The organism is Mesorhizobium sp. WSM4898, from assembly GCF_029625845.1.
Classification (GTDB): domain Bacteria; phylum Pseudomonadota; class Alphaproteobacteria; order Rhizobiales; family Rhizobiaceae; genus Mesorhizobium.
The window spans coordinates 58,065-83,857 of sequence record NZ_JARTVQ010000013.1 but is presented as its reverse complement, the minus strand read 5'-3'; the positions used below and the strand labels follow the sequence as shown (position 1 = coordinate 83,857).

The window sequence follows — 25,793 nt, the reverse complement described above, 5'->3', positions numbered from 1 at the left end:
CGTGATATCGATAACGTACGGCCATGCAATCTTCGCCCAAACGGCCGACCATGGCCGATGTCGCGCATCGCGCCAACGTCTCGACGATGACCGTGTCGCGCGCTTTCAAGCGCGACGCTTCGGTCAGCGCCGATACGCGCGACCGCATTCTGAAGGCGGCTGAAGAGCTCGGCTATGTCTTCGACAGCATCGCCGCCAATCTGTCGTCGCGGCGCTCCGGCTTCGTCGCCGCGACGATCCCCTCGATCAACAACGCCAATTTCGCCGACACGGTGCGCGGCATGACCGAGGGCCTGCGTGACAGCGGGCTGGAGATCCTGCTCGGCTTCACCGACTATAATGTCGAGGAGGAGGAACGCCTGGTCGGGCAATTGCTTCAGCGTCGCCCGGAGGCGATCATCGTGACCGGCGGCCGGCACACGTCGCGCTGCCGCAAGTTGCTGGCCAATGCCGGCGTTCCGGTCGTGGAGACCTGGGATTTGCCGGCCGACCCCATCGGCCACGTCGTCGGCTTTTCCAATGCCGATGCCGGGCGGCTGATGGTCGATCATTTCGTTCAGCGCGGCTATTCGAGGCTGGGCTTTATCGGCGGCGACACCTCGCGGGACACCCGTGGTCTGGACCGCCGACGCGGCTTCGTCGCGGCGCTGGAGGACCGCGGCCTCGACGCTTCGCGCGTGATTGCCTCCGGCGTGCCGCCGATCTCGATGCGCGAGGGCGCGACCGCCATGGTCGAGATGATCTCGCGCTGGCCGGACACACAGGCGGTGATGTGCGTGTCCGACCTCTCCGCCTTCGGCGCCCTGATGGAATGCGTTCGACGCGGCATCCGCGTGCCGGACGACGTGGCGATTGCCGGCTTCGGCGCCTATGATCTCGCCGAGCAGTCGGTGCCTTCGATCACCACGATCGACGTCGGCGCGCATGAGATCGGCATCCGCGTCGCCGAGCTGGTGCTCGACCTGCTCAACGGGCGGCGAGCGCTCGATGACCGCGTCGTAGTCGGCATGACGCCCAAGGTTGTTGTGCGACACACGGCCTGAAGCGTCGGAAAAAACGAACGGCCGGCGGATGATCGCCGACCGCTCGCTGATCGTTCTGGATGGCGTCTATTTGCCCCAGATTTTCTTGTATTGGTCGCGGTAGCCGTTGCCCGGGTCGAAACGGTTGTCCGGGCCGCCGTCGAACTCGACATTGTCGGAAGTCACCACATGCAGCGGCGAGATGTAGCCCGACCATTTCTCGCCGGCCATGGCGCGGTTGAGCTCGTCGACAAGCTGCCAGCCCTGCAGGTTCAGCGGCTCGGCCACCGTCACCTTCTGGAACTGGCCGGAGCGGATGCGCTGGTAGGCCGATTCCGAACCGTCGCCCGCCGCGACGTTGATCGGCGCATCGGTGCCGGACTTGCCGGCCGCCGCGAGCGACGGCCCCATAAAGTCGAAATAGAGGTCGTTGATCGCCAGCGAATGGGTCCATTGATCGCCGTATTTCTGCAGCAGCGAGGTGGTGAGCTGCGGCATGCGCTGCGAGGTCTCGGCGATCGGCGTGTCGACATATTCGAGCACCTTCCCGCCGAGATCCTCGATCTCCTTCTTCATCCGGTCCGCCTTGGCGATAGCGATCTGGTAGGTGGAATCGGTGAAGATGATGACGCCGGGCTTGCCCTTGGCGTCGACAAAGGCCCAGTCGGCCGCCGCCTTCGAAACTTGCATTGGATCGGTCGAGACGTTGGCGACGATGCCGAGATCGTCGATCGGGCCGACGGTCGGCGCGGCGTGCCAGGCCACCATCGGGATCTTGGCCGCCTTGGCCTGCTCCATCGCCGGCTTCTGCTCGACGGCGTCGAAGCCGTTGATGATGATGCCATCGGGATTGAGCGCCAGCGCCTGGCCGAAGGCAGCGGTGCGGCCGCCGATGGAGCCGGCCCCGTCAAGCGTCTTGACCGTCCACCCCAGGGCGGCAGCGGCTTCCTCGACACCCTTGGTGACGCCGAGGATGCCGCCGTTCTTCATGTCGGCGCCGAGCACGACGATGGTCTTGCCGGCTGCCCCTTTCGGTCCCGTGGTCGGTCCGTCCCACTTCTCGACCTTGCTGGCATATTTATCGACCACCGCTTTGGCGTCGGCCATCGGGTCGGCCAGCGCCGGCGAGGCGATGCCAAGCGCCAGGCAGGCAATTCCGAGCTGTAGGACTGTTCTGCGCTGCATATCGTTTCTCCCATTAAGCATTGTCGGTTGTATTTGTTGATTGGCTGGTGGCTGGTCGGCTGGTGGGCGCGGATGCCGGCACCACCGCGCCGCGGCGCCGCTGCGCGTAGCCGGCAATGCCGATCGCGACGAGCAGGGTGACGCCGTTGAACAACGGCTCTACCCAGAACGACCCGCCGAACTGCTGGATGCCGGAAATGCCTACGGCGAGGATGACGACGCCGACGATCGTGCCCCAGACGTTGACGCGGCCCGGCTTGATGGTGGTCGATCCGAGGAATGCGCCGACCAGGGCCGGCAGCAGGTATTCGAGGCCAACACTGGCCTGGCCGATCCTGAGCTTCGAGGCCAGCAGCACGCCGCCCAAGGCGGTGAGCGCGCCGGAGGCGACGAAGGCCCCCATGACGAATTTCTGCACCGGAATGCCGTTGAGCGCGGCCGCCTTCGGATTGGCGCCGATGGCGTAGAGGTAGCGGCCAAGCGGCATATATTCGAGCACCAGCCACATCACCAGCGCCAGCACGACCACGTAGTAGCCGGTGATCGGCAGGCCGAACAGCATGGTGCCGTTGAGGGAAAGGAAACCGTCGGGAAGCACGCCGACGACCTGGCGGCCGCCCGTGTACCACATTGCCAAAGCGTAGAGCACCGTGCCGGTGCCGAGTGTGGCGATGAAGGAATCGATGCGCGCCACCTCGACCAGCAGGCCGTTGATGAAGCCGGTGAGCACGCCGAGCAGGATGACGATGAGCACCGCGAGCGGCCAGGGCACGCCGAATGCGGTTTGCAGGCTGATGGCAAGGATGTGCCAGAGCACGATGCCGTAGCCGACGGTGAGGTCGATGCGGCCCGAAGCCATCGGAATCATCGCCGCCAGCGACAAGAGCGCGATGATCGCCTTGTCGGAAACGATCGAGCGCAAATTGAGCAGCGTCGGGAACGTCCGCGGCAGGAGCAGCGAGAAGAGCAGGATCAGGAGCAGCGTCAGGATCGGCAGGCCGTAGACCGGCAGATAGCGCGCCGCCTTCTGGCCGTAGCTCAGTCCGGCGAGCTCCGAACGGGTCGGCTCCAGCGCCGTCGATTTGATCGAGTTCATGGATCCTCCTCAGGCGGCTTCGGACACGGAAGCGGCGCTGATGAGCGCCGCCGTCGTCAAGGCATCGCCGGCGAGCTCGCGCACGATGCGATTGTGCGAGAAGACGAGCGCGCGGTGACAGATGTGGGCGACTTCCTCGAAATCGGTGGAGACGACGATCACTGCCAGCCCGGCTTCGACCGCGGCGGCGATCAGCCGATAGATCTCGGCCTTGGCGCCGACATCGACGCCCGCAGTCGGATCCTCGGCGATCAGAAGCTTACGGCCCGTCGCCAGCCAGCGGCCGACGACCACCTTCTGCTGGTTGCCGCCAGAGAGCGCCTCGATCGGCAGGTGCGGGTCATTGGGCCGCAGCCCTAGCCGTGCGCCGAGCTCCCGCGTCAGCTCGCTTTCCCGGGCCGGCTTCATAAAGGAGAAGAGCCCGCGGCCGACGGCCGAGGGGTTGAGATACATGTTCTCGCGCACTGAGAGCGACAGCGCCACGGATTCCTCGGTGCGGTCACGCGCAATCAGTCCGACGCCGGCGGCAAGAGCGGCGCCGACCGAGGACAGGTCGAGGCGCTTGCCATCGAGCCAGACCGAGCCGTCGAAAGCTTCGGCCCCAAACAGCGCGCGGCCGACGGCTTCCTGCCCGGCGCCGCGCAGGCCGACCAGGCCAAGCAACTCGCCGGACCGTGCCTCGAAGCGAACCGGACCGACACTGCCGCAAGTCAGGTTTTCCACCCTGAGCCGCTCCGGACCGTCCTGCCAATGCGACTTGGCAAACATCTGGTGCGCCGGCCGGCCGACGATGAGATCGACCAGTTCCTGCGGCGTGGTCTCGGCCACCGGCTTGACCGCGACCATGCGGCCGTCGCGCATGACGGCGACGCGGTCGGCGATGCGGAACACCTCGTCCAGCCGGTGCGAGACATAGATCATGCCGACGCCGCGCTCGCGCAGCGGCCGCAGCGCCTCGAACAGGCGCTCGACCTCGTCCGCCGGCAGGCTCGCCGTCGGCTCGTCGAGAACCAAGACGTCGGCCTCGGTGGCCAAAGCCCGGGCAATCGCCACCAGAGACTTTTCGGTGCGGGAGAGGTCCTGCACTCGCGTCGCCGGATCGAAGGCACAGCCGACCAGCGCCAGCGCGCGCTCGGCGCGGCGCTCGGTGTCTTGCCAGTCGATAAGGCTGATGCGGCGCGAAAAACCCTGCGCCATGCCGACATTCTCGGCCACGGTCATCCATTCGATCAAGCCGAGGTCCTGATGGATGAAGGCGACCTTCTGCGGCTGATTGGGGCGGGGCGGGCGATGGTGATAATCCTCGCCGCGAAAGCGGATCGTGCCCTGGTCGCGCTTGTGGATGCCGGCGAGCGTCTTGATCAGCGTGGATTTGCCGGCGCCGTTCTCGCCGAGGAGCGCGACGATCTCGCCCTCATGGATGTCGAGCGAGACCGACTTCAGCGCCAGGGTGCCGCCGAAGCGCTTGGAGATGTCGATGAATTCGATGAGCCTGGGCCGCATTTTTTGGCCTCCTCCCAAGCCAATCAAATGACTGAATTGCGACGGATGTTATCGCTAACATTTGTGCAGGTCAAGTCTTGAAAATGGGTCAACGCGCCGGCTATCGATGAGGCGGTTTTCGCGGAGAAGTACCATGTTCGGAGACATTGAAGGCGCCGGGTTCGAAGTTCTCGACGAGCGGTTCGAGCGGTGTTTCGTCGGTCACGTTGCGGTCGAGCGGCTGTGGACCGGCGGGCGCTGGCTCGAGGGCCCGGCGTGGTTCGCCGCCGGCCGGTATCTTCTTTTCTCCGACATCCCGAATGACCGCATCATGCGCTACGACGACACCAGCGGCGCGGTCTCGGTCTTCCGCTCGCCGTCAAACAACGCCAACGGCAACACCGTCGATTGCCAAGGGCGGCTTGTCACCTGCGAGCATCGCGCGCGGCGCGTCACCCGCACCGAGCATGACGGCTCGATATCGGTGATCGCCGACCGCTTCGAAGGCAGGCGCTTGAACTCGCCCAACGATGTGGTGGTGCGCTCGGATGGCACGGTATGGTTTTCCGACCCGCCCTACGGCATCGCCACCGACTACGAGGGCGACCGCGCCGAGCAAGAAATCGAGGGATGTCATGTCTATCGTGCCGATCCTGCAACCGGTGAGGTAACGCGAGTTGCCTCGACTATGGCAAAACCCAACGGCCTCGCCTTCTCCCCGGATGAGACGATCCTCTATGTCGGCGACACAGGCGTCACGCATCAGAAGGACGGGCCAAGGCACATCCGCAAGTTCGCTGTCGAGGGCAACAATCTGCGCGAACTCGGCGTTTTCACCACCTGCACGGCCGGTCTGTTCGACGGGTTCAGGGTGGACACGACCGGCCGCGTCTGGGCAGGGGCCGGCGACGGCGTCCACTGCTTCGATCCAGACGGCACGCTGATCGGCAAGATCCGCATCCCGGAGACGGTGGCCAACCTGACTTTCGGCGGTCCCAAGCGCAATCGCTTGTTCATCACGGCGCGGCAGTCGCTTTACGCGGCTTTCGTGGTGGCGAACGCCGCGGGGCGGGGGTGAAAACCGCGACCTGAGCTCCGCGACGTCGGCTGCGGTCTCAGCTGCTCCGCGTGGCGATAAACGTTGCCGCCGCCTTCAGCAATTCCGCCTGCTCGCCATAGGGCTCCAGCAGCGCATGCGCCTGGTCGATCAGGCCGTGGAGCTGCTCGCGCGCCCAATCGGCGCCGTGCAGCGCAGCAAGTGTCGCCTTGCCGGCGGCGGCGTCCTTCTTGGTCGCCTTGCCCATCTGCTTTGCGTCGGCGGTGAGATCGAGCAGGTCGTCGGCTAGCTGGAAGGCAAGACCGATCGCCGAGCCGAACTCCGCCAGCCTTTCACGGTCGACGGCGGATGCGCCGGCGATGATGGCGCCTGCTTCGCAGGCAAAACGGATCAGCGCGCCTGTCTTCATCGCCTGCAGACGGATGATGCCGGCCTCGTCCGGCCGCTTGCGCTCGGCCTCGAGGTCGAGCGTCTGGCCGCCGACCATGCCGCCGGTTCCGGCGGCGCGGGCGAGCGCCAGCACCAGCGCCGCCCGCCGCTCGGCCGGCAACGCCGTCGCCTCGTCGGCGATGATGTCGAAGGCCAAAGTCAACAGCGCGTCGCCGGCAAGGATCGCGGTTGCCTCATCGAAAGCTTTGTGCACCGTCGGCTGGCCGCGGCGCAGATCGTCGTCGTCCATGGCAGGAAGATCGTCATGGATCAGCGAATAGCAATGCACGCATTCGAGCGCGGCGGCGACGCGCAGCGCCGCCTCGTCATTTGCCGAAAACAGCGCCGCGCTTTCCATCACCAGAAAAGGGCGGAGCCGCTTGCCGCCGTTGAGCACGCCATGGCGCATCGCCGCCATCAGGCGTTCCGGCCGGGCGATCTCGCCGGAGAGCAGAGGCGCATCGAAGACCTGCCGCAGCAGGACCTCGACTGCTGCGGCGCGCGTAAAAAGCGCGGATTCGAAGGCCACCTGGTCGTCTTTCAACATGGCCGGGACCGGTAGCCGACACTCAGACGTTGCGCAAGCAGCCTCGCGCCATTATGCCGAAGTAGCGGGTGGCACGGGTGGGGGCGACTTGACGGAACCGATCGTCGAACATGAAAGCGAAGGGCTGGACATGGCACGGCCGCGGCGCCTGAACCGCGCCGGTCTCAAGCGCCTTGGCCGGCGCTGCCTGGTCGCGGCGATCGTGCTGGCCGCGATGCCGGTCGCGCTCACCTTTCTCTATCTGCCGCCCTTCGTGCATCCGGTTTCGACGCTGATGCTGAAGGATCTTGTCACCTTCTCCGGCTACGACCGGCGCTGGGTTTCGATCGACGATGTGGCGCCGGTACTCACGCATTCGGTGATCATGTCGGAAGACGGGCAGTTCTGCTTCCATCGCGGCGTCGACCTCGGCGAATTGCGCGGCGTGGTCGACGATGCGCTTGCCGGCGAGGCGACGCGCGGCGCCTCCACCATCACCATGCAGACGGTGAAGAACCTGTTTTTGTGGTCGCGGCCGCTGGGCAGCGTGCGCAAGGTGGTCGAGCTGCCACTGGCCGTCTATTTCGATGCGGTGATGTCGAAGCGCCGCATCATGGAGATCTATCTCAACATCGCGGAATGGGGGCCAGGCATATACGGCATCGAGGCGGCCGCGCAGCATCATTTCGGCGTCTCGCCCAGGCAATTGTCGCGCCGGCAGGCAGCGTTGCTTGCCGTCAGCCTGCCCAACCCGATCGCGCGCAATCCGGCCAGGCCAGGCCCGGGTTTGAGGCGTCTCGCCAATCTGATCGAGCGGCGCGCCGGGCGTTCGGGCGCCTATGTCGGTTGCCTCGAATAAGATGAAGCGGCGCCGGCTCAAAAAAATTCGTGCCAGTGCTGGCCAAAACGGCGCAAGGCGTGTATAGGCACCCGACTTTCTCAGATTATGGCCTCGATGCGGCCCTTTCGCGAGGGTTGCCGGGGCATTTTGACCATGTAGTGGAGCATATCCATGGCCGTTCCAAAAAGAAAAACTTCTCCGTCGAAGCGCGGCATGCGCCGCTCGGCCGACGCCCTCAAGGTCCCGACCTATGTCGAGGACAAGAATTCCGGCGAAATGCGCCGGCCGCATCACATCGACCTGAAGACCGGGATGTATCGCGGCCGCCAGGTGCTGGAGCCGAAGGAAAGCTGAGAAGCTTGCACGGGAAAGCTGAGAAGCTTCCATGGTTGTGACGTTTTCAGAGGACCGGCCGCTGGCCGGTCTTTTTGATTCTGGCGACCGGATGAAGGTCCTCGCGCTGGCTGGGCACGAGCCGCCGAAAAGGCAGCGGGAAAACGGCTGACATCGTTATTTCATTAGGATTTAGAGCGTGTTCGGCGCCGTCGCCGAAAAGCCTTGACGGCGTGCCCGCCGCGCCTTTTACAAAAGGGTGCCTCATTGGAGACGCCTAGATGTTCGGTGCCATCCCGCTGCTGATCGTGCCCTTCGTCCTCTACAACCTCGGACTGCTCGGCTTGTTCGGCGGCGGCGACGATCCGTGGACGATCGAAATGTTCTCGTTCCGCATGATGTCGGGCGGCGTCTTCTCGATGACGCTCGGCGACCTGATGGTGCTGATCGGGCTGATCTTCCTCTTCGTCGAGATATCGAAATCGGTGCGCACCACCAATGCGTCGATCCTGGATCATCTGTTGTCGACGCTGGTCTTCATCGCCTTCCTGGTCGAGTTCCTGCTGGTGAAGGGCGCCGCGCATTCGGTCTTCTTTTCGCTGATGATCATCGCGCTGTTTGATGTGCTGGCCGGCTTCTCCGTGTCGATGCGGTCGGCAAGCCGGGATATCAACTTAAACTAGGATTGCACCCGGCGACCCGCGGTCCAAAACGCCGTCAACCTGCGGCGGCCTGAGGCTTGCGGGCGACAACCGCCTCATAGGCGGCCTGCAGCTGCCGGCGCACGGTCGGCGTGCCGGGCGGCGTCTTCACCGGCGCTCCAAGATGTTCGTGGCGCAATTCGTCCATGAACCGATCCCACAACGGCGGGCCGCCTTTTTCGAGCAGCTCGGCTCGGATCGACAGCTCCTCGCTGACCGGCAGCCAGACGCGGCCCCAGGCGCCGAGATGCGCCATGATCGGCACAAGGGTGATTGCCATCTCGGTCAGGCTGTAGATCGCCTTCTGCTTGTGGCTGGGATCGTCCGCCTTGGTCAGGAGGCCGAGCTCCATCAGCCGCTTCAGGCGATCGGCCAGGATGTTGGAGGCAATGCCTTCGATCGAGCCGTTGAGCAATTCCCGAAAATGACGCCTGCCGCCGAAGATAATGTCGCGCAGGATGATCAGGCTCCAGCGGTCGCCGAAAACTTCCAGCGACAGATTGATCGGGCAGCCGGAGCGGTGCTCGGTGTTCATGCCAGTCTCCAAAAACCGGTTGCACTATGATATCAGCCTGCTTATCGTGCAACTGATTGCAATATGCAAGCAGATTGAGAGATAGAGGAGGGAAGGATGACCGTCTTGCCTCGCCCTGAGATCCATTCGGAAAGCTTCGGCGACCCGGCCGACCCGGCGATCCTTCTGATCATGGGCGCCATGGCCTCGATGCTCTGGTGGCCGGAAGCCTTTTGCCGGGCGCTTGCCGAGCGCGGCCGTTTCGTCATCCGCTACGACAATCGCGACACTGGTCTCTCGACCGAGTATACGCCGGGCGCGCCGCCCTACAGGTTCGAGGACATGGTCGATGATGCCGTCCGTGTGCTCGACGATCACAATATCGCCAAGGCGCAGGTCGTCGGCATGTCGATGGGCGGGATGATCGCGCAGATCGTAGCGCTGAAATATCCCGAACGGGTCAGCGCGCTCACCGTGATCTCCAGCTCACCGCTCGGTGTCGATACGTCCGGTTTGCCGGGGACGAGCGAGGCCTACCGAGAGCATTCCGCCGAAGGTGCGGATGTCGATTGGTCGAACCGGCAACAAGTGATCGACTTCATGGTCAGGGACGCTCGCGCAATCGCCAGCACCCTGCATTCGTGCGACAGCGAACGGACACGTGCGATGATCGAGGAGGACTACGATCGGTCCGGCGGTCTCGCCAGCGCCACCAACCACTTCCTGCTGAAGAGCAGCGGCCCGGAGCGGCGAATAAGGGATTTGACCGTGCCGCTGCTCGTCATCCACGGCACTACCGATCCGCTCTTCCCGATCGAGCACGGCGAGGCGCTCGCCGGCGCGGTTGCCGGCGGCAGGCTGGTGCGGATCGAAGGCGGCGGCCACGAACTGCACCGCAACGATTGGCCGCAAATCCTCGAAGCCATCGCCGCATTTGGCTAGCCCGGCGGGATTAGGATTGACACCAGCGGTCTGCGAAAATAGTTAAGTGATCACTTCAGTATTGCCTCGACCTCCGCCGACAGGAGAAAAAATGTCCCTGACGCTTTATTTCCATCCGCTCGCGTCCTTCTGCTGGAAGCCGCTGATCGCGGTCTACGAAAACAACACGCCGTTTGCGCCGGTGATCGTCGATCTCGGCGATGCGCCGTCGCGCGCGGCTTTCTTGAAGGTTTCGCCGACGGGCAAGATGCCGGCCCTGCGCGATGACGCGCGGGGCCGCACGGTGCTGGAATCGACCATCGTGATCGAATATCTCGCCGCCTATTATCCCGGGCCGGTCGAGCTCATTCCCGCCGACGTCGACCTCGCCATCAAGGTGCGCCAGGCCGACCGCTTCTACGACTTCTACGTGCAGGAGCCGATGCAGAAGATCGTCGGCGACCGGCTGCGGCCAAAGGACAAGACCGATCCGTTCGGAGTCGAGCAGGCGCGCGAGCAGCTGCGCAATTCCTATGCCATCATCGAACGGGAGATGCAGCCAAAAACGTGGGCGGTCGGCGACCACTTCACTTTGGCCGACTGCGCCGCCTCGCCGGCGCTGTTTTACGCCAACAAGGTCGAGCCGTTCGGCGACAAATTTCCCGCCGTGAAACGCTATCACGACCGTCTGCTCGAACGGCCGAGCTTCGCCCGCGTGATCGAGGAGGCGCAGCCCTATTTCAAGTTCTTCCCCTACAACAATGGCTAAGCCTCGATGCTGCATGATCCCGCCCAGCTCGATCTGATGTTCCAGGCGCTTGCCGATCCCGCCCGGCGCCATATGGTGGAACGTCTGTCGCGCGGACCGGCATCGGTCAGTCAGCTCGCCGAGCCGCTGGCGATGTCGCTGTCGGCCGTCGTCCAGCATCTCGCCGTTCTTGAGACGAGCGGGTTGGTGAGCACCGAGAAGCTTGGCCGGGTGCGAACCTGCCGGATCGAGCCAAACGCATTGCGGGCAGCCGAGCATTGGATCAACGAGCGGCGACTGGCCTGGGAACGCCGGCTCGACCGGCTCGGCGATTTTCTCACGGACATCACCGACCAAACCTGAAGGGGCCCGTCATGACCGAACGATCCGTCGTCCATTCCACCTTCGTCATCGAACGCCTCTATCCGGCGCCGCCCGAAAAGGTCTATTTCGCGCTCAGCGATCCGGCGGCCAAGAAGCGCTGGTTCTTCGATCCCGACAACCCGATGCCGAGCCGGCATGAAATGGACTTTCGCATCGGCGGCAAGGAGGTGAATGCCGGCTGCCCGAGCGACGGGCAGACGCATTTCTTCAACGCCGTCTACCAGGACATCGTGCCGAACAAACGCATCGTCTACAGCTATGAGCTGCTGTTCGGCGAAACCCGAGTTTCGGTTTCGCTGGCGACGATCGAGCTCATCGCGGAAGGCAGGGGAACGCGACTGATCCTGACGGAGCAAGGGGCCTTCTTCGACGGCATCGACTCGCCGGCCACGCGCGAGCATGGCACCGGCGAACTGCTCGACGCGCTTGGCGCGGCGCTGCAGGGAGCGAACTGAGGGCCTCTGGCTGGTGGCCAGCGGTCACTCTCCAGGGGAGAGTTCCCAGAACTGATCCAGCCAGACATTCAGCCTGAGGAAGCCGGCGGTGCTGACGGCGTAGACGCGTCTGGTGCCCTCGGCCCTGGCTTTGACCAGACCAGCGTCGAGCAGGACTTTCAGATGCTGGGAAACGGCCGGGCGCGAAACCGGCAAACCGGCGGCCAACTCATTCACCGTCTTGGGACCGCGCCGGAGCTCTTCCAAGAGATAGCGCCGGTTGGGATCGGCTATCGCCACGAAAGCGTCGGAAAACATCATGCCTCATTTGTGGGGCAAAGTTCCCCAAATCTCAACCATCGGTTTCAACCTTTGTGCGCGGGTCGAGCCGCAAGGCTTCCGGCGTGACGGCGCGGTCGGCCGGCTGCGTCTTGAAGGCATCGCGGTTCTCGATCGGTACCGGCGCGCGGGCGCGGATGCGGAGCAGCGTGTAACCGGCAAGGCAGAGATGCGCGAACGCGGTCGCAAGGAAGAGCGCTTCGGGGCGCAGCCAGCCCATCAAAGCGGCGGCCAGCAGCGGTCCGATCATGGTGCCGAAGCCATAGAGCAACAGCAGGCCGCCGGAAACCTTGACGAAATCCTCCGCCCGCGCGTGGTCGTTGGCATGCGCGACGGCGATCGAATAGAGCGTGTAGGCGAAGGCGCCGTAGGCGGCCGTCAGCAAGATGACGAAAACGCCGGAACGCGGCTCGACCAGAAAGACCAGCACGGCAAACAGTGCCGCGCCGAAGGCTGCGCCCGCCAGCACGAAACGGCGGTCCGTGGTGTCGGATAGCCGGCCCGCGGGAAGCTGCATGGCCGCGCCGGCGATGACCACCAGGCTCATCATGAGCGCGATCTCGGCGGTAGAGATGCCGATGCGGGCGCCATAGACGGCGCCGAGCGTGCCCCAGGCGCCATTGGCTATGCCGATCAGAAGGCAGGCAACCGCCGACACCGGCGAATTGGCGTAGAGGCCTTTGACGTCGAGCTTGACATCCTGCAGCGGCTTCGGATGCGACTGGGTCGACACCGCAGTCGGAAGGAGCGACAGGCAGAACAGGATGCCGGTGATCATGAACAGCGAGGCCGATTTCACATCGCCGCCGGCGACGATCATCTGGCCGCCCATGATCGAAGCATAGGTGACCATCATATAGAGGCCGAAGACGGTGCCGCGATTCTCGTTGGTGGCCTTCTCATTCAGCCAGCTTTCGATGACCATGAAGGCGCCGGCCATGGTGAAGCCGGTGAAGGCGCGCAGCAGGATCCAGAAATACTCGTCGATGATGAGGCCGGTGAGGAGCGCAATGATTGCGCCGGAGGCGGCGAAGGCGCCGAACGCCCTGACATGACCGGCACGGCGCACCAGCCGCGGCGCGAAGAAACAGCCAGTGACGAAGCCGCCGGCCCATGCCGTGCCCATCAGGCCGAGCGAGGCGGTCGAGAACCCCTCAAGCTGGCCGCGCAGCGGCAAAAGCAGGCCATGCAGGCCGGAGGCCGCCAGCAGGAACGCGGTGCCGCGCAGCAGCGAGAGGATCGGTCGGTAGGTTGCGAACATAGGCTGATCCGGCTGGTAATTTCGAAGCGCAGGTCTGTTTGAGAGTGCAGCTCTGGCAGTCGCTTTCAGGCTTTTCCGGGGCGGCTGGCCATGCAGCCAGGATTATCCGCGGCGAAAGAGTGCCTCGGCGGCGGATTTGGTGGCGCCCCTGGCGGCCCGCTCAGCTTCCAGCCTCGCGATCTCTTCGCGCAGCAGGTCAATGCGCTCGGACAAATCATCGACAGACAGCAGCGACAGATCCTGTCCGATCTCGTGTGGGCGGGGCTTCTTCCTGGGTTCGTCGTCGAAGATCGCCATCGTCGCTTCTCCCTGATTTCACCATTTGCCTGATTTGGTAATGAGCATACATAGGGCAGGGATGCCGATGCAAACAGCCGGCCAGCGGCATGAGGAAACGGGACAATTCATGGCAAGCGGACAGCATATTCCGGCAAAGATGACGGCGATCGCAATCTCGCAGCCTGGCGGTCCCAGGGTGCTGAAGCCGGAGACGCGCGACGTGCCCAAGCCCGGCCCCGGCGAGGTCCTCATCCGCGTGCACGCGGCCGGCGTCAACAGGCCTGACGTGCAGCAGCGCAAAGGCGCCTATCCGCCGCCGCCCGGCGCCTCGGACCTGCCCGGGCTCGAGGCGGCCGGTGAGATCGCGGCGCTCGGCGACGAGATATCGCGCTGGCGCACCGGCGACCGGGTCTGCGCGCTGACGCCGGGCGGCGGCTATGCCGAATATGTCAAGGTCCATGCCGGCAGCGTGCTGCCGATCCCGGCGGGCTTTACCTATTCCGAGGCCGCGGCCGTGCCGGAGAACTACTTCACCGTCTGGCACAACGTGTTCGAGCGCGGCGGGCTGAAGAAAGGCGAGACGCTGCTTGTCCATGGCGGCTCGTCCGGCATCGGCACGACGGCCATACAGCTCGCCTCGGCATTTGGTGCCTATGTCGTCACCACCGCCGGCAGCAAGGAGAAGTGCGAGGCCTGTCTTAGGCTCGGCGCTGACCGGGCGATCAATTATCGCCAGCAGGACTTCGTTGCCGAGGTCAAGGACGCAACCGGCGGCCGGGGCGCCGACGTCATCCTCGACATGGTGGGCGGTGACTATGTGGCGCGCAACTACGATGCGGCGGCGGCCGAAGGACGCATCGTCCAGATCGCCGTACAGGCCGGTGCGGTCGCCAGCACCGACTTCGCAAAGCTCATGGTCAAGCGCCTTGTCCATACCGGCTCGACGCTTCGGCCGCGCACCGTCGAATTCAAGGCAGCCATCGCGGCGGCGCTCGAGGCTCAGGTCTGGCCGCTGCTCGGCACCCGCAAGGTCGCTCCGGTCATGGACATGATCTTCCCACTGACGGAGGCCTGGCGGGCGCATGAGCGGATGGAGGAGGGCGAGCATATCGGCAAGATCGTCCTCGACGTCGGCTAGGATGCGCCCGATATAGGTGAGGCCGGCCTGCAAGCAATTGTGTCCTGCGCTTCCGCTGCTCACCTACTTTAAGTAGGTTCCGCTCCGGTTTGCGGACCAACCGTTTTGGGCTTGGCCTGACCTGAATCCTCGACGCATCCTGGGCGTTCGGATCCCTGACGAGAGACTGAACAAAGGCCTAATGCTGCAATGCACAAAATGCATTGCCGCCATGCAAAAGAGTCCGTTCAATTCGTAGGCAAGGGTGCCTATTTACGCGGCATCGAACAACTGATCCCATGAAATGGAGGACTGAAATGAACCCGATCCGCGCTTTCCGCAACTGGCGCCTCTACAATGAGACCGTGCGTGAGCTGAACAAGCTGAACGCCCGCCAGCTGAACGACCTCGGCATCAACCGCGGCGACATCGAGCGTATCGCTCGCCAGGCTCTTTGATTTGAAGCACGACCCGGCCGCAAGGCTGGGCCGTGGTCTCGAAGCCAGAGCCGTCGCAGACGCTTGCTCGTCTCCGGTTCCGAACCCGCTGGACTCCGTCCGGCGGGTTTTGTCTTTTTGGGTCCCAGCTGCTCCCCTCCCAAAAACATTGCGAAATCGTGACGGAGCGTTTATACAGGCCGCGAATTTCCCATTTTGGTGGCTCTAAAACCACCGCCCGCGCGGGAACGCGGGCGAACGAGAAGGATTTTTGACATGGCCAATACGCTGCTGATGCCCAAGGCCACCGCCGTCTGGCTGGTCGACAACACCGCGCTCTCCTTCGAGCAGATCGCGCAGTTCTGCGGGCTGCATCCGCTGGAGGTCAAGGCGATAGCGGACGGCGAGTCGGCGCAGGGCATCAAGGGCATGGACCCGATCATGACCGGCCAGCTCACCCGCGACGAGATCGCGCGCGGCGAGAAGGATCCGAACCACCGGCTGAAGCTGTCGGACCCCAAGGTGCGGGTGCCGGAATCGAAGCGCAAGGGCCCGCGCTACACGCCGCTGTCGAAGCGCCAGGACCGGCCGAACGCCATCCTCTGGCTGGTACGCAATCATCCCGAGCTCAAGGACGCGCAGATCGCGCGGCTGGTCGGCACGACCAAGTCGACGATCGAGCAGATTCGGGAGCGCCGGCATTGGAACTCGGCCAATCTGCAGCCGATGGATCCGGTGACGCTGGGCCTGACCTCGCAGATCGACCTCGACATGGAAGTCAACCGCGCCTCGCGCGGCCGCGAGCAGGCACAGCCGGTGGCCGGCGACACGCTGCTGCCGGCGGCGCTGACCGAAAGGCTGACGCCGGCTCCGGAGAAGCCGAAGGACGAGGATCAGGAGCTCGACGCCAACGCCGTGTTCGCCAAGCTTTCGGCGCTGAAGTCGAAGGACAAGAAAGAAGACGGGGAAGAGGAGTAAGGTCTCCCAGCCCGACAAAAAAGCCCGCTTCGCGCGGCGGTGCCTGGGGAGGTCAGGTCCGCGCCGCTCGATCGGGCGCCATGCCGTAATCCTCGCTGCGTTCCACGGCGCGGTAGAAGTCGGCGAGCTGCTTGCCGCGCTCCGGCTTGTAGATACGCCCGGCAATCACCACCGAGGCGATGCGGTCGATGCGGAAGGCGCGAAAATCGTCGCGCATCTCGCACCAAGCAACCAGGGTCCATACCTTGCCCCAGAACCAGAGGCCCAGGGGCCGGATGTCGCGCGCCGTGCTGCGCCCGGCTTCGTCCGAGTAGTCGATGGTGAGCACCTGGCGCTTCTCGATGGCGCGCTCGATGAGGTCGATCGCCTCGCGCGCGGCATCGCTCACCACCCACATCGGCGTGTGGATCTCGGTGCGCGCGATGCGATCCTTTTCCGTGTCGGGCAGCACCGCGCCGATCTTGACCAGCGCCTCGTCGGCGGCCCTTGCCATCGCCGCGCCGCCAAAGGCGCGCACCATGCGGGCGCCGGCAACCAGCGCCACGATCTCGTCACGCGTGAACATCAGCGGCGGAAGGTCGAAACCTTCCCTCATCATGTAGCCGACACCCGCCTCGCCGTCGATCGGCACGCCGGTCGACTGCAAGTCGGCTATATCGCGGTAGATGGTCCGCTCGGACACCTCGAGCCACGTCCCGAGCTTCTGCGCGGTGACCAGTCTGCCTCCGCGCAGATGCTGCACGATCTGGAAAAGCCTGTCGGCGCGGCGCATCGTTTGACCCCTTGGCTTCGGTTCTACGCATGCCGCGGTCCCAAAACCGGTTCCCGCAGGTTCGAGGCTGCTTCAATAACGCAAGCCTCCTGACAACATAATGTCAGGAGGCTGCAGCCACTCCACCACCGGACAACGGCGTCTTTCCTGAAACCCAGCGTTTCAACCGACATTACATCTGGGCGCGCCATGGCCGCTATCCAAGTCATGCGCCGAAAAATTTCAGTTCTCACGCACGCGGCCGTTATAAAGGTCCGGCCAACCGATGTCCTTGCGAATGTCCGCCGGCAAAGTGTTCAGGAAACGCTGGGTCCGGATCTCGTTCCGCACGGTGCGGATCTTGCCGACATAGTGCTGCACGCTACGCAGGATGGTAAAACCGTTCATGACCGAGCTCCTCTTTTTGACGAGAGGAGTATCTCACACCCCTGCTGACAGCAGTCTGTCAGCAGGGGTGCGAGGTAGCCGAAGCCGGCGCCAGAACGATCAGCGCGGTCCCATGGATGTCCCTTCGTTTGTCAGAAGCGATGCGGTGCGAAAGCGCCAAGAACCGCTTTGACAGCCGCCGAGGATGCTGCTCAAAGGCGGCATGACGAAACTGCTCGCCCTTGTCATCATCGGCATCATGCTCATCCAAATCATCAAGCCGCTCGGCTGGCCGGGGCTGAAGCGCCGCAGCGATTTCTGGAAGCTGGCGCTGCTTGCAATGGCCGCAATCTCGCTGGCGGCCGTGCTTGGTCATTGGGCTTGAGGCACGTCGATATCAGGTGGGGACGGCCTGCGAAAGGCGGCGCTGGCCCCCCGCTGTTTCGATGCCTCAGCTAGGAGTGCGGCCGGCAAAAACAAAACCCGGGCCTTGGCACCCGGGCCTTGGCCCGGGTTTTCAGCGCTTTAGGGAAAGCTCAAAGCGCGTCGACGCGCTTCAAGCCGTTATTGATGCATATCGTTGCCCCAGAACCGCTGCACACTTCTGGGCGACATGCATTGCTATCAGGCGGCCTTTTCCAGCGCCGGCTGCCATTGTCCGAGCGCCGCCAGATGATTCATGTGGGCGCGATGGATGAAGGCAGCCTGGCCGGCGGCGACGTTCGACGCCTTGCCGCTCCAGGCCTTCTGCGCGGCCGCCTGCAGGGCGCGGCCGTAGGAGAAGGAGAGCTTCCACGGATGTGGGCCGATGACGTTGATGGCGTTAAGGTTGGCCGTCGCTTCCTCGTCGTCCTGGCCGCCCGACAGGAAGGCAATGCCGGGCACCGCCACGGGCACGGTTTCGCGAAACAGCTTGATCGTCTTCTGGGCGACCGCTTCGGGACTGTCCTTCTTGCCCGATTTCTTGCCGGAGATGACCATGTTCGGCTTGAGGATGGTGCCTTCGAGCACCACGCGTGCGGCATAAAGCTCGCCATAGAGCTTCAGCAGGGTCGCCTTGCTCACCTCGTAGCAGGTGTCGATCGAGTGGGCGCCGTCCATCAGCACTTCCGGCTCGACGATCGGCACGATGCCTGCCTCCTGGCAGAGCGCGGCGTAGCGTGCCAGCGCATGCGCGTTGGAGGCGATCGAGGTGGCTGACGGCACGCCCTTGGCGGTGTCGATGTCGATCACCGCGCGCCATTTGGCGAACCGGGCGCCGAGCTTATAGTAGTCCGCCAGCCGCTCGCGCAGGCCATCGAGACCCTCGGTGATGGTGTCGCCGGGAAAGCCGGCGAGAGGCTTGGCGCCGACATCGACCTTGATGCCCGGAATGGCGCCGGCGGCCTTGATGATGTCGACCAGCGGCGTGCCGTCGGCAGCCTTCTGGCGAATGGTCTCGTCATAGAGGATGACGCCGGAAATATACTTGGTCATCGCCTCCTTGGCGCGGAACATCATCTCGCGATAGTCGCGCCGATTGTCGGCGGTCGATTCGACGCCGATGACGTCGAAGCGCTTCTTGATGGTGCCGGAGCTCTCATCGGCGGCCAAAAGGCCCTTGCCATCCGCCACGATCGCGGCGGCAATGTCTTCGAGACGTTCGCTCATGGTGCTCTCCTAAGGTGCGTTTATTCCGCGCTAGCAGAACACTACCGCCAAAGGAATGACGCCGAAAAGCTCGAATCGATTGAAAGTCTCGATAGCGGCGTCCGTTCGGAAAGTCTTGAATGACTCAGCGCTTCAGCACCTCGACGCCCGGCAGCGGCTTGCCTTCCATCCATTCGAGGAAGGCGCCGCCGGCGGTCGAGACATAGGTGAAATCGTCGGCGACGCCGGCATGGTTGAGCGCGGCCACCGTGTCGCCGCCGCCGGCGACCGAAACCAGCTTGCCTTCCTTTGTGCGGGCTGCCGCATGCTTTGCCGCAGCCACCGTGGCGCGGTCGAAGGGTTCGATCTCGAATGCACCGAGCGGGCCGTTCCAGACCAGCGTGGCAGCGCGGTCGATCCAATCGGCGACGCTCTTCACGGTTTTCTCGCCGACATCGAGGATCATGCCGTCTGCGGGCACGTCGGAGATGGCGACGGTTTGGCTGGCGGCACCCGCCTTGAATTCCTTCGCCACGACGCCGTCGGCGGGCAGAATGATGGCGCAGCCGGCTTCGGCCGCCTCGATCATGATCTGCTTGGCGGTGGAGGCCAGGTCATGCTCGCAGAGCGATTTGCCGACATCGGTACCCCGCGCGGCGAGGAAGGTGTTGGCCATGCCGCCGCCGATTACCAGCGCGTCGACCTTCTTCACCAGGTTCATCAAAAGATCGATCTTGGTCGAGACCTTGGCGCCGCCGACGATGGCCACGACGGGCCGCACCGGATTGCCGAGACCTTGTTCCAACGCGTCGAGCTCGGCCTGCATGGTGCGGCCGGCATAGGCCGGCAGGCGGTGCGCCAGGCCTTCGGTCGACGCATGCGCGCGGTGCGCGGCGGAAAAGGCGTCGTTGACGTAGATGTCGCCATTGGCGGCGAGCTTTTCGGTGAAGGCCTGATCGTTCTTCTCCTCGGCCTTGTGGAAGCGGGTGTTTTCCAAAAGCAGGACGTCGCCATCCTTCATGGCGGCAACCGCGTCGGCGGCCTTGTCGCCGATGCAGTCGGAGGCGAAGCCGACCGGGCGGCCGAGCACTTCCGCCGTGGCGCGAGCGATCGGCTCCAGCGAGAATTCGGCCGACGGGCCGTCCTTCGGACGACCGAAATGCGCGAGCAGTATCACCCTGGCGCCTTTGCCGGAGAGCTCGGAAATGGTCGGCGCGATGCGCTCGATGCGGGTGGCGTCCGTCACCTTGCCGTCGGCGACGGGAACGTTGAGGTCAACGCGCACCAGGATGCGCTTGCCGCCAACGGCGCCGATATCGTCGAGTGTCTTGAAGCCGGCCATGGTCGTCCTTTCCGCCAAAAACGCGGCGACCTTACCCGCCACCGGGCACGATGCAAGGCCTGGGCCGCACAGCGCGTGCAAAAATGATGTCGTTGTGTGACGTCAGCTCTCGCTGGCTGATTTTGGCGCTATGGGCTTGGACGTCGTCATTTCGTCCGGCTCGCTTTGAGGAACCTTGCTTGGCGCTGGTTTGCGCCAGCCGCGGATAAAGGCGGCGATGCGGTCGGCGATCTCGCCGGCGCTCAGGAAAACCGGCACGCGCGCCACCGGCGCGGTCGGCTCGAAGGACAGGCCAAGCCCGGTGATCCGGCCCTTCTCGTCGACATCGCGTACGATCAGCTCGATCGGGCCGATCATCACGCGGTCGGCATATTCGGCCTGGCCGCCGAGCCGCTCGGTGACCAGCGCCGCGACGGTGAGCTTCTGTTCGGCCTCGGTGAGGCCGGGCCCATAGGCGGCTTCGAGCTCGGCGGCGGAGCGGGCCGGATCGACGGCAAAGGCGCCAAAGAAATCGGCATCCTCGGGGTCGACGACGGCGCGGCTGGCGAAGAGCTTGTCGAGCAAGCGCGGATAGCGGTCCGGCACGAAGATGTAGACCTGATCGCCGGCGGCGAGCCGGCCCATGTCCTGGAACCGCATGGAGCGGCCATCGCGCAGCACCAGCGAAGGCCTCGCCCAGCGCGGGATGCGTTCGCCGCGCGCCACCGGACTACCGGGGGCGACGCGATAGGCGAGCAGCTCGTGGTGGGCCGAGCCCGGCAGCTCGAGTTCGACCTTGTCGAGAGGTCCAAGCCTTGCCGGCACGATGAGGCCGAGGCGGCGCGCCAGCGGACCGACGGTCCAACCTTGCACCACCAGCGAGACCAGCACGATGATGAAGGCGACATTGAAGATGAGGCGACCGTTGGCGAGGCCGCCGAGCAGTGGCGTGATGGCAAGCAGGATCGAAACGGCGCCTCGCAACCCAACCCAAGAGACGAAAGCGACCTCCGGACGCGGCAGGCGGAACGGCATCAGGCAGAGCCAGACGGCCAAGGGCCGCGCCACGAAGATCAGGAACAGCCCGAGCAGGATCGCCGGCAGCAGGATCGCAGGGAACTGCGAGGGCGTGGCAAACAGGCCGAGGATCAAAAACATGATGATCTGCGCGAGCCACGACATGCCGTCCTGGAAGCGCTTCAGGATGGTGACGGCGCGAATGTCGGAATTGCCGGCGACGAGGCCGGCGAGATACACCGCAAGGAAGCCCGAGCCGCCGACGGCGCCGGCCGCGGCGAACACCATCAGCGACAGCGTCAGCACGAAGATCGGCAGCAGGCCATGGTCGAGGTTCAGTCGCTCGACGAGGCGCACGATCGCCAAGCCGCCGAGCACGCCGATGATGGCGCCGAGTCCCATGTTGATGACGAAGCCGATCACCAAACTGGTGGCGAGAACGTTTGCCTCGGGGTTGGCATGCGCGGCGATGATCTCGACCAAAGAGATGGTGAGGAAGATGGCGATCGGATCATTGGTGCCGGATTCAACCTCGAGCGTCGAGCGGACGCGCTCGCGCAAATGGATCTCCCCGGCGCGCAGTAGGAAGAACACCGCCGCTGCGTCGGTCGAAGCGACGGCGGCGCCGAGCAGCGAGGATTCCAGCCAGCTGAGATTGAGGAGGTAGTAGGCGGCGACGCCGAAGATGCCGGTGGTCAGGAGGACGCCGACGGTGGCCAGCGACAGCGCCGGCCCGGCCGCCTGGCGCAAGGCGTTGAGCGGCGTGCCGAAACCGGAATCGAACAGGATAATGGCCAAAGCCAACGAGCCGGCGAAATAAGCCAGCCGCGCATTGTCGAATTCGATGCCAAGGCCGTCGACGCCGGTGGCAAGGCCAATGCAGAGGAAGAGGAGCAGCAGGGGTGCGCCGAAGCGAAAGGCGATCAGGCTCGAAAAGGCGGCGGCGACAACAAGCGCTGTGCCGACCAGCGTCACGAGATAGATCGCATGCTCCATCCGGAATTGCCCCTCAAATCCGCGTCCCTCCCGCTTTACGGCAGAGTGGGGCGAAGACATGACCACTGCAAGGCGGCAGCGTGGCTTTTTTGCCCCATGCCGCTGCGTCGAACGAAAAACGCCCGGCCGAAGCCGGGCGTTTCACACGATCAAAAAGGAAGCCTGAGGTCAGGCGATGGTCTTGCCGAAGGCGACAGCCGTGTCGCCCATGCGGTTCGAGAAGCCCCATTCGTTGTCGTACCAGGAGAGTACCGAGACGAAGTTGCCGTCCATGACCTTGGTCTGGTCGAGCGCCGCGATCGAGGAGTGCGGATCGTGGTTGAAATCGATCGAGACGTTCGGGTGATGGGTGACCGAGAGCACGCCCTTCAGCTTGCCCTTGGAGGCGGCGATCAGCGCTTCGTTGATCTCCTGCGCGGTGGTCGAGCGCTTGGCGATGAATTTGAAATCGACGACCGAGACGTTCGGGGTCGGCACGCGGATGGAGATGCCGTCGAGCTTGCCCTTGAGGTCGGGCAGCACCAGACCGATCGCCTTGGCGGCACCGGTCGAGGTCGGGATCTGCGACAGCGCCGCGGCGCGGGCCCGGTAAAGGTCCTTGTGCATGGTGTCTAGCGTCGGCTGGTCGCCGGTGTAGGAATGGATCGTCGTCATCATGCCCTTCTCGATGCCGACGGTCTCGTGCAGCACGGCGGCAAGCGGGGCCAGGCAGTTGGTGGTGCAGGACGCGTTGGAGATGACGACGTGGTCCTTGGTCAGCTTGTCGTGGTTGATGCCGTAGACGACCGTGAGATCGGCGCCTTCGGCCGGGGCCGAGACGATGACGCGCTTGGCGCCGGCGGTCAGATGCGCGGCAGCCTTGTCGCGCGCGGTGAAGATACCGGTGCATTCGAGCGCGATGTCGATGCCGAGATCTTTCCAGGGCAGCTGGGTCGGATCCTTGATGGCGGTGACCTTGAACTTCTCCTTGCCGACGGAGATCTGGTCGCCGTCGACCGTCACTTCATGCGGGAAGCGGCCATGCACGCTGTCGTAGCGGAGCAGATGCGCGTTGGTCTCTACCGGCCCGAGGTCGTTGACGGCGACGACATCGATGTCCTTGCGGCCGGATTCATGAATGGCGCGCAGGATGTTGCGGCCGATGCGGCCAAATCCGTTGATGGCAACTCTGACGGTCATGTTTCTCTCCCTGGGGACTGGAAAGTGGATGGGTCCGCTGCTTCATAGCGGCGGGCGTGCAAAGAATCCAGCCGCAGAAGCCGGAATTTAAATCGATTAGGTTGGTCCAGTCAGGCGACATCCTTTGAAGGGCTTCGCCGGACGGGGCGTTGCTTTTTGTGCAGGCCGCTCGAGATCGCTGCGCGCTTTTGAGCGACATGCGATGGCTCACTTGCCGTGCAGGCGCGCCTCCACGGCCTTCGCCGCGGCCTCGGCGGTGATGCCGAAATGCGGATAGAGCTGCTCGATCGAGCCGGAGGCGCCGAAGCCGGTCATGCCGACGAAGATGCCGTCGATACCGATCAGGTGGTCCCAGCCCTGGCGGATGCCGGCCTCGATAGCGACCTTCACCTTGGCGTTGCCGATGGTCTTCCTGCGATAGTCCTCGTCCTGCTGGTCGAACAGCTCGAAGCAGGGCACCGATACGACGCGGGTCGGATGGCCGTGTTTTTCGAGCAACTCGCGGGCGCCGAGGGCGACCTCGACCTCCGAGCCCGTGGCGAAGATCGTCACGGCCGCCTCGCCGTTTGCCGCGGCAAGCTCATAAGCGCCCGAGGCGCTGAGGTTCTTCTCGCTGTGTTCGCTGCGCACGGTCGGCAGGTTCTGGCGGGTCAGCGCGAGCGTCGAAGGCGTCTTTTCGGACTCCAACGCCAGCTGCCAACATTCCGCCGTCTCGACCGCGTCGGCCGGGCGGAAGACGTTGTGGTTCGGAATGGCGCGCAGTGCGGCCAGATGCTCGACCGGCTGGTGGGTCGGGCCGTCCTCGCCGAGGCCGATCGAGTCATGGGTCATGACGAAGATCGAGCGGATGCCCATCAGCGAGGCAAGGCGCATCGAGGGGCGGGCATAGTCGGAGAAACATAAGAAGGTGCCGCCATAGGCGATCAGGCCGCCATGCAGCGTCAACCCGTTGATGGCCGCCGCCATGCCGTGCTCGCGGATGCCGTAATGGACATAGCGCTGGCCGTAGTCGTCCGGAGTGATGTTCTTGGTCTGGCTGGTCTTGGTGTTGTTGGAGCCGGTGAGGTCGGCCGAGCCGCCGATGGTTTCGGGAACAGCGCCGTTGATCACTTCCAGCGCCATTTCCGAGGACTTGCGGGTGGCGACCTTCGGCTTGTCGGCCGAGAGCTTCTTCTTGTACTCGGCGATGACGGCGTCGAAATTGTCCGGCAGCTTGCCGGCGAGGCGGCGCTCGAATTCGCCCTTCAGCTTGGCGTCGGCCTTGGCAAGGCGGCCTTCCCAATCGGCGCGCGCCTTGGCGCCGGCGGTGCCGACGCCGCGCCAGGCGTCGAGGATGTCGGCCGGAATCTCGAAGGGCGGCGATTCCCAGTTGAAGAATTTGCGGGCGCCGGCGATTTCGTCGGCGCCGAGCGGCGAGCCATGCGCCTTGTTGGTGCCGGCCTTGGTCGGGGCGCCGAAGCCGATGGTCGTCTTGCAGGCGATCATCGTCGGCTTGTCGGAATGGCGGGCGGCTTCGATGGCGTAGGCGATGGCTTCCGGATCGGTGCCGTCGATGTGGCTGGCGTTCCAGCCGCTGGCCTGGAAGCGGGCGACCTGGTCGGTGTTGTCGGCGAGCGAGACCGGGCCGTCGATCGAAATGTTGTTGTTGTCCCAGAAGACGATCAGCTTGTTGAGCTTGAGATGGCCGGCGAGCGCGATGGCTTCCTGGGAGACGCCTTCCATCAAGCAGCCGTCACCGGCCAGCACATAGGTGTAGTGGTCGACAAGGTCGTTGCCGAAGGCGGCATTCATGATGCGCTCGCCGAGCGCGAAGCCGACCGAGTTGGCGAGGCCCTGGCCGAGCGGACCGGTGGTGGTCTCGATGCCGGCGGCATGGCCGTATTCGGGATGGCCGGCGGTCCTAGATCCGAGTTGGCGGAAATTCTTGATCTGGTCGATCGTCATGTCCTCGTAGCCGGTGAGGTACAGGAGCGAATAGAGCAGCATCGAGCCGTGGCCGGCCGACAGGATGAAACGGTCGCGGTCTGCCCAGTGGGGGGCCTTGGCGTCGAATTTCAGGAAGCGGGTGAACAGCACCGTAGCGATGTCGGCGCAGCCCATGGGCAGGCCGGGGTGGCCGGAATTGGCCTTCTCGACGGCGTCCATGGAAAGAAAACGGATCGCATTGGCCATCCGATCATGTTGTTCACGCGAGGTCATGCTTCCTCCGGAATAGGGGTTGGAGCCTTGGGAGAGCCCGTGGAAAGGGTGCGCGACACATAGCAGGCGCGGCCTTTGAGTCAACAAATCGGTGCTTTTTTGCCGGCCTTGTGAAGGCGCCGGCGACGCTACATTAGCGTTAGCGGGGGACAGTCGCGAGAGCTTTATTGACGCGCGCTTCACCCGGCGCCTAATCTTTCCGAGATAACGCGTTCTGAACGTGAGCGATT

The 25,793-nt window shown here is 64.4% G+C and carries 28 protein-coding genes; 13 read left to right on the top strand and 15 right to left on the bottom strand.

The window, feature by feature from the left end:
- Positions 1-23 precede the first annotated feature (23 nt).
- Complete coding sequence (locus tag P9228_RS29260; RefSeq protein WP_164746826.1) at positions 24-1,043, top strand: LacI family DNA-binding transcriptional regulator; 1,020 nt, start codon at positions 24-26, stop codon at positions 1,041-1,043.
- 66 nt (positions 1,044-1,109) lie between these two features.
- On the opposite strand, the gene P9228_RS29255 is transcribed toward P9228_RS29260, so the two are convergent.
- The 3 genes from P9228_RS29255 to P9228_RS29245 are packed head-to-tail and all read right to left on the bottom strand — an operon-like array spanning position 1,110 to position 4,806.
- Positions 1,110-2,207, bottom strand: a complete 1,098-nt coding sequence (locus P9228_RS29255; RefSeq protein WP_127241085.1) for a substrate-binding domain-containing protein — start codon at positions 2,205-2,207, stop codon at positions 1,110-1,112.
- Positions 2,208-2,220: 13 nt separating this feature from the next.
- The gene (locus tag P9228_RS29250; protein WP_095799814.1) at positions 2,221-3,303 is read right to left on the bottom strand and encodes an ABC transporter permease; all 1,083 of its coding nucleotides are present in this window, start codon (positions 3,301-3,303) and stop codon (positions 2,221-2,223) included.
- 9 nt (positions 3,304-3,312) lie between these two features.
- On the bottom strand, positions 3,313-4,806 hold the full coding sequence (locus P9228_RS29245) for a sugar ABC transporter ATP-binding protein (RefSeq protein ID WP_095799815.1): 1,494 nt from the start codon (positions 4,804-4,806) through the stop codon (positions 3,313-3,315).
- A gap of 133 nt (positions 4,807-4,939) precedes the next feature.
- Between P9228_RS29245 and P9228_RS29240 the strand changes: the two genes are divergently transcribed.
- Positions 4,940-5,863: an SMP-30/gluconolactonase/LRE family protein gene (locus P9228_RS29240; RefSeq protein WP_278056897.1), complete on the top strand. Its 924-nt coding sequence runs from the start codon at positions 4,940-4,942 to the stop codon at positions 5,861-5,863.
- A gap of 37 nt (positions 5,864-5,900) precedes the next feature.
- Here P9228_RS29240 and P9228_RS29235 read toward each other — a convergent pair whose 3' ends face one another.
- Positions 5,901-6,818 carry a polyprenyl synthetase family protein gene (locus P9228_RS29235; RefSeq protein ID WP_278056895.1) on the bottom strand — a complete coding sequence of 306 codons (918 nt, stop codon included), beginning with the start codon at positions 6,816-6,818 and terminating at the stop codon, positions 5,901-5,903.
- A gap of 130 nt (positions 6,819-6,948) precedes the next feature.
- Here P9228_RS29235 and P9228_RS29230 point away from each other — a divergent pair, with 130 nt between their 5' ends.
- The 3 genes from P9228_RS29230 (at position 6,949) to P9228_RS29220 (ending at position 8,654) form a co-directional block, all read left to right on the top strand.
- Complete coding sequence (locus P9228_RS29230; protein ID WP_278056922.1) at positions 6,949-7,656, top strand: transglycosylase domain-containing protein; 708 nt, start codon at positions 6,949-6,951, stop codon at positions 7,654-7,656.
- A gap of 153 nt (positions 7,657-7,809) precedes the next feature.
- A complete protein-coding gene (gene rpmF / locus P9228_RS29225) occupies positions 7,810-7,992 on the top strand; it encodes a 50S ribosomal protein L32 (protein ID WP_278056893.1) in 183 nt (60 codons plus the stop codon).
- A 260-nt stretch (positions 7,993-8,252) separates the two neighbouring features.
- A complete protein-coding gene (locus tag P9228_RS29220) occupies positions 8,253-8,654 on the top strand; it encodes a hypothetical protein (protein WP_095782517.1) in 402 nt (133 codons plus the stop codon).
- 34 nt (positions 8,655-8,688) lie between these two features.
- Here P9228_RS29220 and P9228_RS29215 read toward each other — a convergent pair whose 3' ends face one another.
- Positions 8,689-9,207, bottom strand: a complete 519-nt coding sequence (locus P9228_RS29215) for a helix-turn-helix domain-containing protein (protein ID WP_278056891.1) — start codon at positions 9,205-9,207, stop codon at positions 8,689-8,691.
- 96 nt (positions 9,208-9,303) lie between these two features.
- On the opposite strand from P9228_RS29215, the gene P9228_RS29210 reads away from it, so the two are divergent.
- The 4 genes from P9228_RS29210 to P9228_RS29195 all read left to right on the top strand — a co-directional run bounded on the left by P9228_RS29210 (position 9,304) and on the right by P9228_RS29195 (position 11,694).
- Entirely contained in the window at positions 9,304-10,128 is an 825-nt protein-coding gene (locus P9228_RS29210; protein WP_278056889.1) for an alpha/beta hydrolase, read from the top strand.
- A gap of 91 nt (positions 10,129-10,219) precedes the next feature.
- Complete coding sequence (locus P9228_RS29205) at positions 10,220-10,876, top strand: glutathione S-transferase family protein (protein ID WP_278056888.1); 657 nt, start codon at positions 10,220-10,222, stop codon at positions 10,874-10,876.
- A gap of 6 nt (positions 10,877-10,882) precedes the next feature.
- Positions 10,883-11,218 (top strand): metalloregulator ArsR/SmtB family transcription factor, encoded by a 336-nt coding sequence (locus P9228_RS29200; RefSeq protein ID WP_067319330.1) that lies wholly within the window; start codon positions 10,883-10,885, stop codon positions 11,216-11,218.
- 11 nt (positions 11,219-11,229) lie between these two features.
- The gene (locus P9228_RS29195; RefSeq protein ID WP_067319328.1) at positions 11,230-11,694 is read left to right on the top strand and encodes an SRPBCC family protein; all 465 of its coding nucleotides are present in this window, start codon (positions 11,230-11,232) and stop codon (positions 11,692-11,694) included.
- Between the two features lie 24 nt (positions 11,695-11,718).
- Here the strand turns inward: P9228_RS29195 and P9228_RS29190 are convergent, their stop codons facing one another.
- The 3 genes from P9228_RS29190 to P9228_RS29180 all read right to left on the bottom strand — a co-directional run bounded on the left by P9228_RS29190 (position 11,719) and on the right by P9228_RS29180 (position 13,570).
- Entirely contained in the window at positions 11,719-11,994 is a 276-nt protein-coding gene (locus P9228_RS29190; protein WP_067319326.1) for a metalloregulator ArsR/SmtB family transcription factor, read from the bottom strand.
- A 31-nt stretch (positions 11,995-12,025) separates the two neighbouring features.
- Entirely contained in the window at positions 12,026-13,273 is a 1,248-nt protein-coding gene (locus tag P9228_RS29185) for an MFS transporter (RefSeq protein ID WP_278056887.1), read from the bottom strand.
- A 102-nt stretch (positions 13,274-13,375) separates the two neighbouring features.
- Positions 13,376-13,570, bottom strand: coding sequence for a DUF1192 domain-containing protein (locus P9228_RS29180; RefSeq protein ID WP_067002029.1), 195 nt, complete (start codon positions 13,568-13,570; stop codon positions 13,376-13,378).
- A 109-nt stretch (positions 13,571-13,679) separates the two neighbouring features.
- On the opposite strand from P9228_RS29180, the gene P9228_RS29175 reads away from it, so the two are divergent.
- The 3 genes from P9228_RS29175 (at position 13,680) to P9228_RS29165 (ending at position 16,084) form a co-directional block, all read left to right on the top strand.
- Positions 13,680-14,690 carry an NAD(P)H-quinone oxidoreductase gene (locus P9228_RS29175; RefSeq protein ID WP_278056886.1) on the top strand — a complete coding sequence of 337 codons (1,011 nt, stop codon included), beginning with the start codon at positions 13,680-13,682 and terminating at the stop codon, positions 14,688-14,690.
- 296 nt (positions 14,691-14,986) lie between these two features.
- Positions 14,987-15,127, top strand: a complete 141-nt coding sequence (locus P9228_RS29170) for a DUF1127 domain-containing protein (RefSeq protein WP_067002031.1) — start codon at positions 14,987-14,989, stop codon at positions 15,125-15,127.
- 255 nt (positions 15,128-15,382) lie between these two features.
- Positions 15,383-16,084, top strand: coding sequence for a DUF1013 domain-containing protein (locus P9228_RS29165; protein ID WP_067319324.1), 702 nt, complete (start codon positions 15,383-15,385; stop codon positions 16,082-16,084).
- Between the two features lie 52 nt (positions 16,085-16,136).
- Here the strand turns inward: P9228_RS29165 and P9228_RS29160 are convergent, their stop codons facing one another.
- Together P9228_RS29160 and P9228_RS29155 are read right to left on the bottom strand one after the other, a co-directional pair.
- The gene (locus tag P9228_RS29160) at positions 16,137-16,856 is read right to left on the bottom strand and encodes a YafY family protein (RefSeq protein WP_278056883.1); all 720 of its coding nucleotides are present in this window, start codon (positions 16,854-16,856) and stop codon (positions 16,137-16,139) included.
- Between the two features lie 222 nt (positions 16,857-17,078).
- A complete protein-coding gene (locus tag P9228_RS29155) occupies positions 17,079-17,243 on the bottom strand; it encodes a hypothetical protein (protein WP_082953649.1) in 165 nt (54 codons plus the stop codon).
- Between the two features lie 184 nt (positions 17,244-17,427).
- On the opposite strand from P9228_RS29155, the gene P9228_RS29150 reads away from it, so the two are divergent.
- Positions 17,428-17,607 carry a hypothetical protein gene (locus tag P9228_RS29150; protein WP_067319322.1) on the top strand — a complete coding sequence of 60 codons (180 nt, stop codon included), beginning with the start codon at positions 17,428-17,430 and terminating at the stop codon, positions 17,605-17,607.
- Positions 17,608-17,846: 239 nt separating this feature from the next.
- Here P9228_RS29150 and P9228_RS29145 read toward each other — a convergent pair whose 3' ends face one another.
- From P9228_RS29145 to tkt, 5 genes are all read right to left on the bottom strand, one after another.
- Positions 17,847-18,872, bottom strand: coding sequence for a class I fructose-bisphosphate aldolase (locus P9228_RS29145; RefSeq protein WP_095782513.1), 1,026 nt, complete (start codon positions 18,870-18,872; stop codon positions 17,847-17,849).
- Positions 18,873-18,996: 124 nt separating this feature from the next.
- Complete coding sequence (locus P9228_RS29140; protein WP_095824045.1) at positions 18,997-20,193, bottom strand: phosphoglycerate kinase; 1,197 nt, start codon at positions 20,191-20,193, stop codon at positions 18,997-18,999.
- A gap of 102 nt (positions 20,194-20,295) precedes the next feature.
- Positions 20,296-22,185: a potassium/proton antiporter gene (locus tag P9228_RS29135; protein ID WP_067319317.1), complete on the bottom strand. Its 1,890-nt coding sequence runs from the start codon at positions 22,183-22,185 to the stop codon at positions 20,296-20,298.
- A gap of 168 nt (positions 22,186-22,353) precedes the next feature.
- Complete coding sequence (gene gap, locus P9228_RS29130) at positions 22,354-23,364, bottom strand: type I glyceraldehyde-3-phosphate dehydrogenase (RefSeq protein WP_067002042.1); 1,011 nt, start codon at positions 23,362-23,364, stop codon at positions 22,354-22,356.
- A 207-nt stretch (positions 23,365-23,571) separates the two neighbouring features.
- Positions 23,572-25,563, bottom strand: coding sequence for a transketolase (gene tkt, locus P9228_RS29125; RefSeq protein ID WP_278053397.1), 1,992 nt, complete (start codon positions 25,561-25,563; stop codon positions 23,572-23,574).
- Between the last annotated feature and the right edge of the window lie 230 nt (positions 25,564-25,793).